Source organism: Pseudacidovorax sp. DMC4 (genome assembly GCF_056314265.1).
Genome location: NZ_JBQUYR010000003.1, coordinates 29361 through 42871, shown reverse-complemented (window position 1 = coordinate 42871; position 13511 = coordinate 29361). Strand labels below are relative to the sequence as shown.

11 protein-coding genes, 1 pseudogene and 1 riboswitch are annotated in these 13511 nt (G+C 70.3%); of the genes and pseudogenes, 8 read left to right on the top strand and 4 right to left on the bottom strand.

The annotated features are described in order from the left end of the window. Positions 1 to 24: 24 nt before the first annotated feature. Together ACT54X_RS06745 and ACT54X_RS06740 are read left to right on the top strand one after the other, a co-directional pair. A complete protein-coding gene (locus tag ACT54X_RS06745) occupies positions 25 to 939 on the top strand; it encodes a DMT family transporter (protein ID WP_294370317.1) in 915 nt (304 codons plus the stop codon). A 64-nt stretch (positions 940 to 1003) separates the two neighbouring features. Then, positions 1004 to 1177, top strand: a riboswitch (FMN riboswitch). Positions 1178 to 1301: 124 nt separating this feature from the next. Then, on the top strand, positions 1302 to 1805 hold the full coding sequence (locus ACT54X_RS06740; RefSeq protein ID WP_294370319.1) for a 6,7-dimethyl-8-ribityllumazine synthase: 504 nt from the start codon (positions 1302 to 1304) through the stop codon (positions 1803 to 1805). A 54-nt stretch (positions 1806 to 1859) separates the two neighbouring features. On the opposite strand, the gene ACT54X_RS06735 is transcribed toward ACT54X_RS06740, so the two are convergent. Then, entirely contained in the window at positions 1860 to 2327 is a 468-nt protein-coding gene (locus tag ACT54X_RS06735) for an EVE domain-containing protein (protein WP_294370321.1), read from the bottom strand. 75 nt (positions 2328 to 2402) lie between these two features. Next, positions 2403 to 3239 carry an SAM-dependent methyltransferase gene (locus tag ACT54X_RS06730; RefSeq protein ID WP_294370322.1) on the bottom strand — a complete coding sequence of 279 codons (837 nt, stop codon included), beginning with the start codon at positions 3237 to 3239 and terminating at the stop codon, positions 2403 to 2405. Between the two features lie 29 nt (positions 3240 to 3268). Between ACT54X_RS06730 and arsC the strand changes: the two are divergent. Continuing rightward, positions 3269 to 3622, top strand: a pseudogene (arsC, locus tag ACT54X_RS06725) (arsenate reductase (glutaredoxin)); the annotation flags it as partial. A gap of 125 nt (positions 3623 to 3747) precedes the next feature. Here arsC and ACT54X_RS06720 read toward each other — a convergent pair. After that, positions 3748 to 4995, bottom strand: a complete 1248-nt coding sequence (locus tag ACT54X_RS06720; RefSeq protein ID WP_294370324.1) for an MFS transporter — start codon at positions 4993 to 4995, stop codon at positions 3748 to 3750. A gap of 154 nt (positions 4996 to 5149) precedes the next feature. On the opposite strand from ACT54X_RS06720, the gene ACT54X_RS06715 reads away from it, so the two are divergent. Further along, a complete protein-coding gene (locus tag ACT54X_RS06715) occupies positions 5150 to 6061 on the top strand; it encodes an AraC family transcriptional regulator (RefSeq protein WP_294370326.1) in 912 nt (303 codons plus the stop codon). Here ACT54X_RS06715 and ACT54X_RS06710 read toward each other — a convergent pair. Next, a complete protein-coding gene (locus ACT54X_RS06710) occupies positions 6009 to 6953 on the bottom strand; it encodes a LysR family transcriptional regulator (protein WP_017758801.1) in 945 nt (314 codons plus the stop codon). The genes ACT54X_RS06715 and ACT54X_RS06710 overlap by 53 nt on opposite strands. Positions 6954 to 7052: 99 nt before the next feature. Between ACT54X_RS06710 and ACT54X_RS06705 the strand changes: the two genes are divergently transcribed. From ACT54X_RS06705 to ACT54X_RS06690, 4 genes are all read left to right on the top strand, one after another. Then, positions 7053 to 8153 carry a tartrate dehydrogenase gene (locus tag ACT54X_RS06705; RefSeq protein WP_294370330.1) on the top strand — a complete coding sequence of 367 codons (1101 nt, stop codon included), beginning with the start codon at positions 7053 to 7055 and terminating at the stop codon, positions 8151 to 8153. Positions 8154 to 8277: 124 nt separating this feature from the next. After that, positions 8278 to 9363: a patatin-like phospholipase family protein gene (locus ACT54X_RS06700; RefSeq protein WP_294370331.1), complete on the top strand. Its 1086-nt coding sequence runs from the start codon at positions 8278 to 8280 to the stop codon at positions 9361 to 9363. A gap of 105 nt (positions 9364 to 9468) precedes the next feature. Further along, positions 9469 to 11196 carry a SulP family inorganic anion transporter gene (locus tag ACT54X_RS06695; protein WP_294370332.1) on the top strand — a complete coding sequence of 576 codons (1728 nt, stop codon included), beginning with the start codon at positions 9469 to 9471 and terminating at the stop codon, positions 11194 to 11196. 647 nt (positions 11197 to 11843) lie between these two features. After that, positions 11844 to 13499 carry a histidine-type phosphatase gene (locus ACT54X_RS06690; RefSeq protein WP_476346081.1) on the top strand — a complete coding sequence of 552 codons (1656 nt, stop codon included), beginning with the start codon at positions 11844 to 11846 and terminating at the stop codon, positions 13497 to 13499. The last annotated feature ends 12 nt before the right edge of the window (positions 13500 to 13511 follow it).

The following is a 13511-nucleotide window of genomic DNA, read 5'->3' as shown; positions in this document are numbered from 1 at the left end:
GAGGCCGCGTTACCCTCGCCCTCCGTGCCTTCCCTCCCCTCCCCCGATCCGACCCGTCGCGGCCGACGCGCCATCGGCTGCATGCTCGGCGCCATGGCGTGCTTCGTCGTCAACGACGCGCTCAGCAAGTTCGTCAGCCAGGGCCTGCCGGCCGGCCAGCTCATCTTCCTGCGCGGGCTGATGGCCACGCTGCTGGTGCTGGCCGTGGCCGTCGTGCTCGGCGAGCACCGGCGCCTGGGCGCCCTTCGCCATCCGCGCGTGCTGCTGCGCGCCGGCGTGGATGCCTGCGCGACGGTGATGTACCTGCTCTCGCTGTTCAGGCTGCCGCTGGGCAACGCCACCGCCATCAACCTCGCGGCACCGCTCTTCATGACGGTGTTCGCCGCCATCTTCCTGCGCGAGCGGCCGGGCGCGGCGCGCTGGTGGGCCGTGGGAATCGGGTTCGTCGGCGTGCTGCTGGTGGTGCAGCCGCGCGGCGACGGCTTCAACGCCTGGGCGCTGCTGTGCCTGGCGGCGACGCTGTTCCATGCCACGCGTGACCTGCTCACCCGCGGGCTGGATCCGGCCATTCCCTCCATCGTGGTCACGCTCTCCACCGCATTGGCCGTCACCCTGCTGTCGGGCGCGCTGTCGGTGGCCGAGGGCTGGCAGCCGGCCACGGCCGGGCAGCTCGGGCTGCTGGCGCTGTCTTCCGCCTTTCTGGCCACCGCCTACTTCCTGCTGATCCAGTGCATGCGCCAGGGCGAGGTGTCGCTCACCGCGCCCTTCCGCTATTCGGCCCTGCTCTTCGCCGTGGGCCTGGGCTACGCTGTCTGGGGCGACGTGCCCAATGCCTGGGCCTGGGCCGGCATCGCGCTGCTGGTAGGCTCGGGCCTGCAGGTGATCCGCAGCGAGCGCAACCGCCAGCCGGTGCGCACGCTGGAGGCGCAGGCGGAATGAAGGCGACAGCAAGGGCTTTGACCCGCTCCTAGAATCCGCCCGCGGTCACCCTCGGGTGGCCGCCAAGCGTTCTCAGGGCAGGGTGAAATTCCCTACCGGCGGTCATGGTGGAAGGCGACTTCCGCACGAGCCCGCGAGCGCCCGCCGCTGCAGCCTTGACGGGCCGTGGTGGCGGGGTCAGCAGATTTCGGTGCGATTCCGAAGCCGACGGTCACAGTCCGGATGAAAGAGAGCGCGAGATGCGGCCAGGCCCCTGGCCGCGTGCGGCGCCATGCCGTGCGCGGTCTGCGGGTCGGGCGCGGCTTTTCGTGCGTGTTCTCGATGCCCTGATTCAGGCCCACCCTTTGTTCAAAGGTAACACCATGAGTCAGCTCAACGACCTTCCCCTCCAGATCCTGCCCGCCCTGGGCGACCGGCGCATCGCGCTGGTCGAGGCCCAGTGGCATGCAGACATCGTCCACCAGGCGCGCGACGCCTTCCTCGCCGAGATGGAACGCCTGAGCGTGCCCGCCTCGCAGATCGACATCTTCGACGTCCCCGGCGCCTTCGAGATTCCCCTGCATGCCAAACGCCTGGCTCGAAGCGGCCGCTATGCCGCGGTGGTGTGCTGCGCGCTGGTGGTCGACGGCGGCATCTACCGCCACGAGTTCGTGGCCAGCACCGTGGTCGAGTCGCTGATGCAGGTGCAACTGGAGACCGAGGTGCCGATGATCTCGGCCGTGCTCACGCCGCACCACTTCCACGAGCACATCGAGCACCGCAAGTACTTCCACCGCCACTTCGCGGTCAAGGGCACCGAAGCCGCCGAGGCCTGCGTGAAGACCATCGCCGGACTTTCGCGGCTGGACGCGCTGCTGGCCGCCTGAGGGCGCGCAGTCGCGGGGCGGCCTGGCGGCGGGCCGCCCGAGCCTTGCGTCGGCTCAGCGATCCGCCAGCGCCAGCACGGCCGCCCACTCGGCCGGCGTGACCGGCGTGATCGACAGCCGGTTGCCCTTGCGCAGCAGCAGCATGTCGGCAAGTGCCGGCTCGGCGCGCAGTTCGGGCAGGCCGAGCAGCCGCGTCTTGCGCACCGCCTGCACGTCCAGCAGCAGCCAGCGCGGCGCATCGGGCTTGGAGGCAGCGTCGTGGTACGGCGAGGCCGCATCGAACTGCGTCGGGTCGGGCCGCACGCCCGAGGCCACGCGGGCGATGCCGGCCACACCCGGCTGCGGGCAGCTGGAGTGGTAGAAGAGCACGCCATCGCCAACCTGCATCGCATCGCGCATGAAGTTGCGCGCCTGGTAGTTGCGCACGCCCGTCCAGGGTACGGTCTGCAAAGGCGCGGTCAGGGCGTCATCGATGGAGCATTCGTCGGGCTCCGACTTCATCAACCAGTAGCGGGGACTCATGGCGGCATTGTCCGGGCTGGTGCGCGCACCGGCTCACCACTTGCAAGCATGCGTACCCCAGCGGGACAGGCGGGCTCAGGACGGGCAGCCGGCAGCGGGCCGCCGCGCGAGGCGGATGCCGTCCGGCAGTCCTGGAATGCCGCGCCGCACCAGCAACTGGCCGTCGCTCCAGATCAGCCAGGGCCGCAGTTGGCCACCGACCGGCGGCGGCAGGCTCGCGCCGTCGATGCGGCCGCGCCACTGCACGGGGGTCCCGGCGCCGCGCGCGAAGGTGGCCTGGTACGCCAGCATCGACTGACGAAAGCTGAGCTGGAAGCCGCCCGGCGCGCACCATGCGCCTTCGACCGGTGCCGGCACGCGCCAGAGAGAGATGCGCTGCGTCCGTAGACGGCCGGGACTGCGGTCGGGCAGCTCCACGGTCTGCGTCTGCTCGGCCGGCCAGCCGGACAACCCGTCCGTGTCGGAGATCACCCGCGTGCCCGGCGCCAGACGCAGCAGCGCCGGACGCAACTGCTGCTGCGATTCGGGCGGCAGGTGCATCACGATGACGCTGGCGCCGGTGAGGCGCGTGCGCAGGAGGTCTTCCTCGCGGAACACGACCCGGTCCGCCACGCCCGCCTGGGCCGCGCGCTGGCGGGCGCGGTCGAGCAGCTCGGGTTCGGTCTCGACGCCGGTGGCGCGCGCACCGGCCAGCGCCGCGGCCACGACCACGCGGCCTTCTGCCGTGCCCAGGTCGAGCAGATGGTCGTCGCTGCGCAGCGCGGCCATCCGGACGATGGCCTGGGCGAGCCGCTCGGCCGCCACCATCGATGCCACGGCGGCTCCATCGCCCCGCGGCTGCGCCACGACCGTGGGCACCGCGGCCATCGCCGCGGGCCCAAGCAGCAGAAGCAGGAGAGGTCGGCAGCGCATCCGGCCAGTATGGTGGGAATAATTCCCGGATGCCAAGCAACGACGCCACGATCTATCACAACCCCGCCTGCGGCACCTCGCGTAACACGCTGGCGATGCTGCGCGAGCGGGGCATCGAGCCCACGGTCATCCACTACCTGAAGACACCGCCCGACCGCGACACGCTGCGGCGCCTGTGTGCGGACAGCGGCCTCGGCGTACGGGGCGTGCTGCGCGAGAAGGAGGCGCTGGCCGCCGAACTCGGCCTGCTCGATCCCGCCCGCAGCGACGAGGCGTTGCTGGATGCGATGCTGGCCCACCCGGTGCTCATCAACCGCCCGCTGGTGGTCACGCCGAAGGGCACGCGGCTGTGCCGGCCCAAGGAGGTGGTGCTGGAGATCCTCTGAGTGCCGTCGCCCGGTGTCGGGCGAAAGCGCGACAGCGACGGCACGGCGGATCGGTCGGCGGCGGCCTGGAAGTCCTCGCCGTGTTCCTGCGGCCTGCACTGCCGACCCGTGGCGCGGGAAAGTCAGGCCGAAGCCGGCGTCAGCAGCTCGCGCCGCGCCCGGCGCACATTGAAAGCGCTGGCGATCAGCACGGCCTGCACCATCGCCAGCCCCAGGATCACGCTGGTGTACTGGCCGGCGTCCATCAGGCGGCCGAAGATCAGCGGCGCCACCGCCTGGCCGATGTCCAGGCCCGCGTACACCACGCCGTAGACCCGCCCGCTGGCATTGGCCGGCGTCGAACGCTTGACGATCAGGTCGCGCGAGGGGCCGGCGATGCCCGAGGCGAAGCCCATGGCGCCGAACAGCACCGGCACCACCGCGGGCGGAAAGCTCGCCAGGCCCAGCACCAGCGCCAGCACGGCGGCGATACCGAAGCCCGCCCCCACGATGCGCTCGCAGCGCGTCGGGTCCGAGGCCAGGAAGCCGCCCAGCACCATGCCCACTGAGCTGGCCACCATGTACACCGTCACGCAGATGGCCACCAGCGCCACCGGCACCTCGTGCAGCCGGCCGGCAGCCTGGGGCGCGAAGGTCTGCACCACGCTGATGACCATGGCGTAGAAAAAGAAGAAGCCGAAGCACATCCACACCGCCGGGATGCGCAGGAAGGCGAAGGCGCCTTCGCTGCCCGGACCCTGGCCCGTCGCTTTCTGCACCGCCTTGACGTCCAGCGCCAGCGCGGCGCGGCCGAACCACAGCACCACCAGCACTGTCAGGGCCAGGGCACCGGCGCTGGCCAGCGCCACGCGCCAGGAGAAGGCAATGGCCAGCGGCACCACGAAAGCCGGCGCCAGCGCCCAGCCCAGGCTGCCGGTGATGCCGTGCACGCTGTAGGCATGGCCCAGGCGGGTGGGCGCCACCTTGCGGTTGAACAGGGTGTAGTCGACCGGGTGGAAGACGCCATTACCCACGCCCGCCACGATGGCGCTCCCGACCAGGCCCCAGTAGTTGGGCGCCATGGCGTACCCGAAGGCCGCCAGCCCCAGGCAGCCGAGCCCCACGAAGAGCACCGGCCGCGGCCCCAGCTTGTCGACGATGAAGCCCGAGCCCGCCTGTACCGCACAGGAGGTGACGAAGAACACGGTCAGCACCGCACCCAGCTCGGTGTAGCTGACGCCGAAGGCGTCCTTCAGCCAGGGGAAGAGCGGCGGCAGGATCAACTGGCTGAAATGGCTGATGGCATGCGCCAGGCCCACCAAGCCGATGAGGGTGGCATCGGAGCGCAGGGACGTTGAGCCGCCGGAGGGCGACGAGGAAGCAGTGGTCATGGCAGCGGGCCGCGCGTCCCGGGGACGCGGCAGGCGGGTTTCTTGTCGTTGGAGGAAGCGGCTGCGTCACCCGACCCGGGCCCCGCAGCGCCCCGCCATGGTAGGCGGCGGAAAACGGCAGAATGCCGACACCCTGCCAACCTCTGTCGAGAACATGCCAGATCTTGCAACGCCTGCCGAAGCGGCCCCGGCCGCGGCCTTCCCCGCCCGGAAACGGCGCTCGTCCGGCACGCGCCATGTGCTCTCCGCGACGGCCCCGGCCGCCCTCGCCCACAGCGTGGGCCCGCTCACGCCGCACCTCTACGCACCCGACGCCGTGCGGCCATTGCGGGCCAAGGAGCATTTCCTCTCGGCCGACACCCAGGTCGAGCCCCACACCCATCCCTGGCCGCAGCTCACCTTCTCCACCCGCGGCGTGATCCGGCTCTCGACGCGGGATGGCAGCTACATCATCCCGCCCTCGCGCGCGCTCTGGGTGCCGGCCGATGTGCCGCACAGCATCACGCTGGTGGAAGATGCCGAGCTGCGCACCGTCTACCTGCACCGCTGGCTGGGCCCGGACTGGGCGCGCTGCGAGGTGCTGGAGATCAGCCCGCTGCTGCGCGCCCTGATGCTGGCGCTGGACACCACGCCGGACGGCCTGCCGCCCGCCGACCCCGCCTCGCCGCAGCGCGAGCGCTGGATCGCCCCGCTGCTGGTGGACGAGCTGGAGCGCGCGCAGCAGATCCGCATCGACGTGCCGCTGCCGCAGGACAAGCGCCTGCGCCAGCTGTGCGAGGCGGTGCTGCGCGCGCCCGACGACCGCGCCACGCTGGCCGAGCGCGCCCGCGGCATCGGCGCCAGCGAGCGCACCGTCGCGCGCCTGTTCCGCGACCAACTGGGCATGAGCTGGCAGGCCTGGCGCCAGCAGGCGGTGCTGGCCCATGCGCTGCCGCTGCTGGCCCGCGGCATGGCCGTGAGCCAGGTGGCCGACGCCTGCGGCTATGCCACAGACAGCGCCTTCTGCGCCATGTTCAAGCAGGCGACGGGGAAGTCGCCGACGGCCTTCCAGCATCGGCGGCGCTGACCTCAGCGAAAGCCTCGATCAGGTACTCGACGCAGACCCGCACCTTGGCTGAGCTGGCGAGGCGCTCGGGGTAGACGGCCCAGACGTTGGCCTCCTGCCGCCATTCGGGCAGCAGCTGCACCAGTTGACCGTCGGCCAGCAGCGGTGCCACATCCCACAGCGAGCGCAGCACCACGCCGTGGCCGTCCACGGCCCATTGCACCGCCACCTCGCCATGGTTGGACGACAGCGGGCCGGTGACCTTCACCGCCTCCTCCTGCGCGCCGGCGCGCAGCCGCCACACGCCGAAGGGATGGTCGCGCTCCTTGATCACCAGGCAGTCGTGGCTGGCCAGGTCCTGCAGGGTGCGCGGCGGCTCGCGACGGGCCAGGTAGGCGGGCGCGGCGCACAGCACGCGGTGGTTGGACGCCAGCCGGCGGGCGATGAGGTGCGGCGCGATCTCGTCCCCCACGCGCACATCCACGTCGTAGCCTTCGGCGGCCACGTCCACCAGCCGGTCCAGCACCTCCAGCCGCACCTGCAGGCCCGGATGCCGGCGCGCCATGGCCGACAGCATCGGCGCCACCACCCGACGACCGAAACCGAAGCTGCTGCTGATGCGCAGCAGGCCCCGCGGCTCGCCACGGGTGACGGCCACCTCCTGCATCAGCTGCTCCACGTCGTCGAGCACGCGCTGCGCCCAGTGGAAGACGCGCTCGCCCTGGTCGGTCACGCTCACGCGGCGCGTCGTGCGGTGCAGCAGGCGCACGCCCAGCGTCTCTTCCAGCACCCGGATGCGCTTGCTGACATAGGCGGTCGAGACGCCCAGTTGCTCGGCCGCCGCTGCAAAGCTGGACTGGCGGGCCACGATGAGGAAGACGCGCAGGTCTTCATTGGCGGGGATATTGCTCACGATTCGTGGCCAATGTCTTCACGGATGCAGGATTGTATGAATAGCGTGCGCAACGAGAATGCACGCCATTCCTTCCCTTCCCGCATCTGGAGACCCACCATGGCCGCAGGCACCCCAACCCGTCCCTTCCGCATCGCCGTCCTGCCCGGCGATGGCATCGGCAAGGAAGTCATGCCCGAGGGCCTGCGCGCCCTGGACGCTGCCGCACAGCGCTTCGGCATCGCCATCGAGTACAGCCACTTCGAATGGGCCAGCTGCGACTACTACGCCGCGCACGGAAAGATGATGCCGGACGACTGGAAGGCCCAGTTGCAAGGCATGGACGCCCTGTTCTTCGGCGCCGTGGGCTGGCCGGCCACCGTGCCGGACCATGTGTCGCTGTGGGGTTCGCTGCTGAAGTTCCGCCGCGAGTTCGACCAGTACGTGAACCTGCGCCCGGTGCGCCTGTTCGAGGGCGTGCCCTGCCCGCTGGCCGGCCGCAAGCCGGGCGACATCGATTACTTCGTGGTGCGCGAGAACACCGAAGGCGAATACACCTCGCTGGGCGGCGTGATGTACGAGGGCACGGAGCGCGAGATGGTGATCCAGGAGTCGGTCTACTCCCGCGTCGGCGCGCAGCGGCTGCTCAAGTTCGCCTTCGAGCTGGCGCAATCGCGCCCCCGCAAACACGTCACCCTGGCCACCAAGAGCAACGGCATCGCCATCAGCATGCCCTGGTGGGACAAGCAGGCCGACGAGGTGAAGAAGGCCTATCCGGAGGTGGCGCTGGACAAGCAGCACATCGACATCCTGTCCGCGCGCTTCGTGCTGCAGCCGGGCCGCTTCGATGTGGTGGCGGCCACCAACCTGTTCGGCGACATCCTGTCGGACCTGGGCCCGGCCACCACCGGCACCATCGGCCTGGCGCCCTCGGGCAACCTGAACCCGGACCGCACCTTCCCCTCGCTGTTCGAGCCGGTGCACGGCTCGGCGCCGGACATCTATGGCAAGAACATCGCCAACCCGATCGCCATGATCTGGTCGGGCGCGCTGATGCTGGACTTCCTGGGCCGCGGCGAAGGCGCCTGCCGGCAGGCGCACGACGCCATCCTGGCGGCCATCGAGGCGGTGCTGCGCGAAGGACCGCGCACGCCCGATCTGGGTGGGCAGGCCAGCACGACGGAACTGGGCGAGGCCGTGGCGCGGCACATCGCGGGCTGATGCATGAGCCCCTCTCCGCTCGCGGGAGAGGGAGCCAGAAGAGATGCCGCGGGGGTCCCGTGTCCCGTGTCCCGTGCGCCGCGGGCCGGGCACTTTTCGCCGCTGTCACACTCCGTCCTTTCCGATGACAGCAGGACTTTCTTCTTCCCTTTCCCGCCGCGCCCGCATCCGCGGGTGGCGGCCCATCGTGGCCCTCGGCCTGGCGGCACTTGCCGGCTGCGGCAGCGCGCCTCGCACGCCCGCAGCTGCGACTAGCGCCGCGCCCAGTACGGCGGCCTCTCCCGCCCCCGCCGGCAGCAGTGCCCCCATCCGCATCGGCATCGCCCTTGGCGGCGGAGCCGCCAAAGGCTTTGCGCATATCGGCGTGATCAAGATGCTGGAAGCCAACGGCCTCGCACCTGCCGTGGTGGCCGGCACCAGCGCCGGCAGCGTGGTCGGCGCGCTGTATGCCAGCGGCATGAACGCCTTCGAACTGCAGCAGAAGGCCGTCGCACTCGACGAGGCAAGCATCCGCGACCTGCAGTTCTCGTCCGGCGGCCTGGTGCTGGGCCAGAAGCTGGAGGACTACGTCAACGCCCAGGTTCACAACAAGCCCCTGGAGCAGTTGGCCAAGCCCTTCGTGGCCGTGGCCACGCGGCTGGAGGACGGCGAGCGCACCGTCTTCGCCCGCGGCAACACCGGCCAGGCGGTGCGGGCTTCCAGCAGCGTTCCGGGCGTGTTCCAGCCGGTGGCCATCGGCAAGTACCACTATGTCGACGGCGGCGTGGTCAGCCCCGTGCCCGTGGATGCGGCCCGGCAACTCGGCGCGGACGTCGTCATCGCCGTCGACATCTCCAGCAAGGCCCGTGGGCGTGCGCCGGGCGACCTGCTGGGCACCGTGGGCCAGTCGATCGCCATCATGGGCCAAAAGCTGGGCCATGCCGAGCTGGCCAGGGCGGACGTGACCATCCGGCCGGCCGTGCTGGACATCGGCGCCGCCGACTTCACCCAGCGGGCCAATGCCATCCTCGAAGGCGAGAAGGCGGCCCTGGCCGCCATGCCCCGCATCAAGGAGCGCGTGGCGCAGTTGCAGGCGCAGCGCGCACAGGCCGCCCAGCAGGCACAGGCCCAGGCGGCGCAGGCCCGGCAGAAGAGCTGCCTGGAGCAGCGCTCCAGCTGGCGCAAGCTGGCCGGCGTGGCCGGACTCGACGACAGCTGCACGGCGCCCTGAGCAGCCGCGCTGCGCAGGCAGCGGCCGACACCCGGATGACGCCGATCTGCAGGCCAGTGGGCGGACAATCGCGCGCCACCGTCGCCTGAGCACGGTGCCCGCTTCATGACTGCACCTGCCGATCCCGACCTCCCCGACTCCCCCTCGCCAGCCTCCCAACCCACAGGCCGGGCCCGCGTCCTGAAGCAGTGGCTGCCCTTCCTGAACTGGCCCCACCCCACGCGCGGTCTGTTGGTCAGCGAGGCGCTGGCGGGCATCACGGTGGCCCTGATGGTGATCCCGCAGGGCGTGGCCTATGCGGCGCTGGCAGGCATGCCGCTGGTCACGGGCATCTATGCGGCGCTGCTGCCGGCACTGATCGCGGTGCTGTTCAGCTCGTCGGCGCGGCTGTCGGTGGGGCCCACCGCGCTGACCAGCCTGCTGGTGGGCGCGACGCTGGCGCCCATGGCCGTGCCGGGCAGCGCCGAATGGGTGTCGCTGGCGGTGTGGCTCACCCTGCTGTCGGGCGCGATGCAGATCCTGCTGGGCGCGGCGCGCTTCGGCTGGCTGCTGCGGCTGGTCAATTCCCCGGTGCTGATGGGCTTCACCCAGGGCGCGGCGGTGCTGATCACGCTGTCGCAGCTGCCGGCGCTGCTGGGCTACACCGGCCGCACGCCGCTGCAGGTGATGCAGGGCCCGCCGCCGGACTTCATCGCCATCGGTTTCGGCCTGGGCAGCATGGCGCTGCTGTTCTTCGGCAAGCGCTTGTCGCCGCGCATGCCGACGACCATGCTGCTGGTGGCCGGCACCGCCTTGATCAGTGCACTGCTGGGCTATGCGCTGGGCGGCGGCGCCGTGGTCGGCCAGTTGCCAGGCGGCCTGCCCGGCTTCTACCTGCCACAGGCGCCGGGCTGGCACGAACTGGGCACGCTGCTGCTGCCGGCCTTCCTGATCACGCTGGTGAGCTTTCTGGAGACGGCCTCCAGCGCCAAGGTGGACAACGCCCGCGCGGGCAAGCTCTGGAACGAGAACCAGGATCTGATCGGCCAGGGCCTGGCCAAGGTGGCCTCCGGTCTCACCGGCAGCTTTCCGACCAGCTCGTCCTTCTCGCGCTCGGCCATCACGCTGTACGCCGGCGCGCAGACGCAGTGGGCCACGCTCTTCAACGTGGCGGTGGTGGCGGTGGCGCTGCTGTGGGCCATGCCGCTGCTCTACCACGTGCCGCAGGCCGTTCTGGCGGCCATTGTGGCGACGGCCACCATCGGGCTGCTCAAGCCGCGGTCCTTCGTGCAGCTGTGGCGCATCTCGCGCATCGAGGCTGGCATCGCCTTCGGCACCTTTGTGCTGACCATCGCGACGGCGCCGTCCATCTACTGGGGCGTGCTGGGCGGGCTGCTGGCGGCGCTGTCGCACTACATGTACCGCCACCTGCACCCGCGCATCATCGAGGTGGGACTGCACGCGGACGGCAGCCTGCGCGACCGTCACCTGTGGCACCTGCCGCCGCTGGCACCCGACCTGTATGCGCTGCGCATGGATGCGGAGCTGGACTTCGCCTCGGCCAGCACACTGGAACGCCACATCACCGAGGCGCTCGCGCGTCATCCGGCCCTGCGCCACGTGTGCCTGTTCGCCCAGCCCATCAACCGCGTGGACCTGACCGGCGCGGAAGTCTTCGGCAGCATCCGCCGGCTGCTGGAAAGCCGCGGCGTGATGCTGCACCTCTCGGGCCTCAAGCTGCCCGCGCAGCAGGTGCTGGAGCGCGCCGGTCTGCTCGCCCCGGGGCCATTGTTCGCGCAGTACCGCACGGACGCAGAGGCACTGTCGACACTGGGCCGAGTTCCGCCCTCCTGAATGCCGGGCCGCGGGCAAGGCCCGGGCGTCAGACATGAACGCGTGACGCCCTGGTGCGGCGCGTCACGCGGCCGTCATCAACGCTGCCTATGGTCGGCTTCCCTTTTCTGGACGCCACTAGGCACGACAACATGCGTCTTCCTCCCCTGGCCACTGGCGCGGCCTCGGCCCTGGCCCTCCTGCTTGCCGCGTGCGGCGGCGGGCACGACAACGTCACCTTCAATGCAGCCGGCAGCACGGCCGCCACAGCCAGCGCAGCCACGCCCGGACAGAGCGCCGGCCCCGTCAGCACCTCCGGCGTGGTGGTCGGCAGCTACTTCCGCAATGCCAAGGTGTGCGTGGACACCAATGCCAACCTGCACTGCGACGAGGGCGAGCCCGTGGCAATCACGGACAACGATGGCCGCTTTGTCCTTGCCGGGCAGGGCGCGGTGGTCGCGGAGCTCGGCACCGCCACCATCGAGTACGACCCGAGCACCGGTACTGCCACACCTGTCGCGCAGCGGCTGGTGCTGCGCGCGCCGAAGGAGGCACCCGGTGTGGTTTCCGCCCTGTCCACCTCGGTCGTGGCCGAGATGGAAACCGGAATGGACTTTGCCGCGGCCGTGGCCAAAGTGGCCCTGGCCACCGGCGTGCCGGCGGCGAAGCTGCTGACGGACTTCAACCATGAAGCGGATGCCACGGACAAGGCGGCACTCCAGGCCGGCTCGGACGACACGCTGACCCGGATCGGACATGCACTCGCCGAGGCGGACACCAACGCCGACCTGCGCACCACGCTGGCCGCTGCCGCCCTGACCGATCGCTTCTACCAGACAAAGGCACCCTACCGTCCCCAGCAGGACGTCTCCACCTACGAAGCACCGCCGGCCGGCTTCAGTGCGGTCGCGGTGCAGATGGTGGCGCGGCACGGCTCGCGCGGCCTGTCCAGCCTCAAGTACGACCTGGCCGTCTACAACATGTGGGCCAAGGCGAAGGCCGACGGCGCGCTGACGCCGCTGGGCCAGCAGCTGGGCGCGGATGTGCTGGCCATCATGAAGGCCAACTTCCTGCTCGGTTACGGCGTGGCCGGCATTTCCACGCCTGGCTACGGCAACGAGACGCAGGCGGGCATCCAGGAGCACACGCTCCTTGCAAAGCGAATGCTGCAACGGCAAAGCGCACTCTGGAAGCAGGTGGGCGATGCCGCCAGCAGCGCACCGCGCCAGATCGTCACCGTCACCTCGGGCGTCGACCGGGCCGTGGACAGCGGCAACTTCTTCGTGCAGTCCCTCAAGAGCGCACAACCCGCACTCGCCAGCCTGGTGAGCTACCCGCCGGCACCAGCGCCCTATCCGGACAACGGCAATGCGGTTGCACAGCCGGCCGGCACCGACCGCTTCCTGCTGTACTTCCACAAGCTGGTCAAGGCCACAGACCTGGTGAGCAACACGGCCGACCCGCGCTACGTCACTTATCAGGACAGCCAGACCTACCAGAAGTACAAGTCTTCGGATGCCGACCTGCTGGCCAAGCAGGCGGGGCTGTTCTCCAGCGACGCGGCCCGTTCGGCAGGCCGCACGCTGCTGCTGCGCCTGTTCACCGCGGCCTTCGTCGACAAGATCGACAACGGCAGCTACAGCTTCGCCAACAGTGGGAGCTACACCTACACCAGCAGCGACGGCAAGTTCAGCAGCACGCTGTCGGGCGACGGCAAGACCACCATCAAGACACTGGGCGATGCCGGCGCTCTGCTCTACGAGCTCTACGTCATTGCGCCTGCCATGAAAGCCGAGGCGGGCGTGGACTTCACGCCCTACATGCCGGCGGCGCAGGCCAAGTTCTTCGCCGAGGCCAACGACACCTCCGACTTCTACGACAAGGGCCCCGGCATCACGGAGAAGGGCGAGGCCACCTACAAGATGGCCCAGATCCTGGTGGACGACCTGTTCAACGAGGTGGACGCCATCGCTCGCGGTGACCTGTCGCATGCGGCCAAGCTGCGCTTCGCCCATGCCGAGATCATGATTCCCTTCGCCTCGCGCATGGGTCTGAAGAACGTGCTGCAGCAGGTGCCGGTGGCACAGACCTACGGCTGGACGAACAACCCGTGGCGCGGCGAATACGTGTCGCCCATGGCCGCCAACATGCAATGGGACGTGTACCGCAACAGCGCCGGCGCGCTGCTGGTGAAGATGCTCTACAACGAGCGCGAGACCGACTTCAAGGCCGGCTGCGACGGCGCCCGGGCAGCGGGCACGCAGCACTTCTACGACTGGGAAAAGCTCAAGGCCTGCTACGGCCATGTGGCCAAGGCGCCCTGACCAAGGCACCCG

Coding starts and splice junctions, on each gene's coding strand:
- ACT54X_RS06740 (WP_294370319.1), top strand. CDS start 1,302: ATGAGTCAGCTCAACGACCTTCCCCTCCAGATCCTGCCCGCCCTGGGC.
- ACT54X_RS06735 (WP_294370321.1), bottom strand. CDS start 2,327: ATGAGTCCCCGCTACTGGTTGATGAAGTCGGAGCCCGACGAATGCTCC.
- ACT54X_RS06730 (WP_294370322.1), bottom strand. CDS start 3,239: ATGCGCTGCCGACCTCTCCTGCTTCTGCTGCTTGGGCCCGCGGCGATG.
- ACT54X_RS06720 (WP_294370324.1), bottom strand. CDS start 4,995: ATGACCACTGCTTCCTCGTCGCCCTCCGGCGGCTCAACGTCCCTGCGC.
- ACT54X_RS06715 (WP_294370326.1), top strand. CDS start 5,150: ATGCCAGATCTTGCAACGCCTGCCGAAGCGGCCCCGGCCGCGGCCTTC.
- ACT54X_RS06705 (WP_294370330.1), top strand. CDS start 7,053: ATGGCCGCAGGCACCCCAACCCGTCCCTTCCGCATCGCCGTCCTGCCC.
- ACT54X_RS06700 (WP_294370331.1), top strand. CDS start 8,278: ATGACAGCAGGACTTTCTTCTTCCCTTTCCCGCCGCGCCCGCATCCGC.
- ACT54X_RS06695 (WP_294370332.1), top strand. CDS start 9,469: ATGACTGCACCTGCCGATCCCGACCTCCCCGACTCCCCCTCGCCAGCC.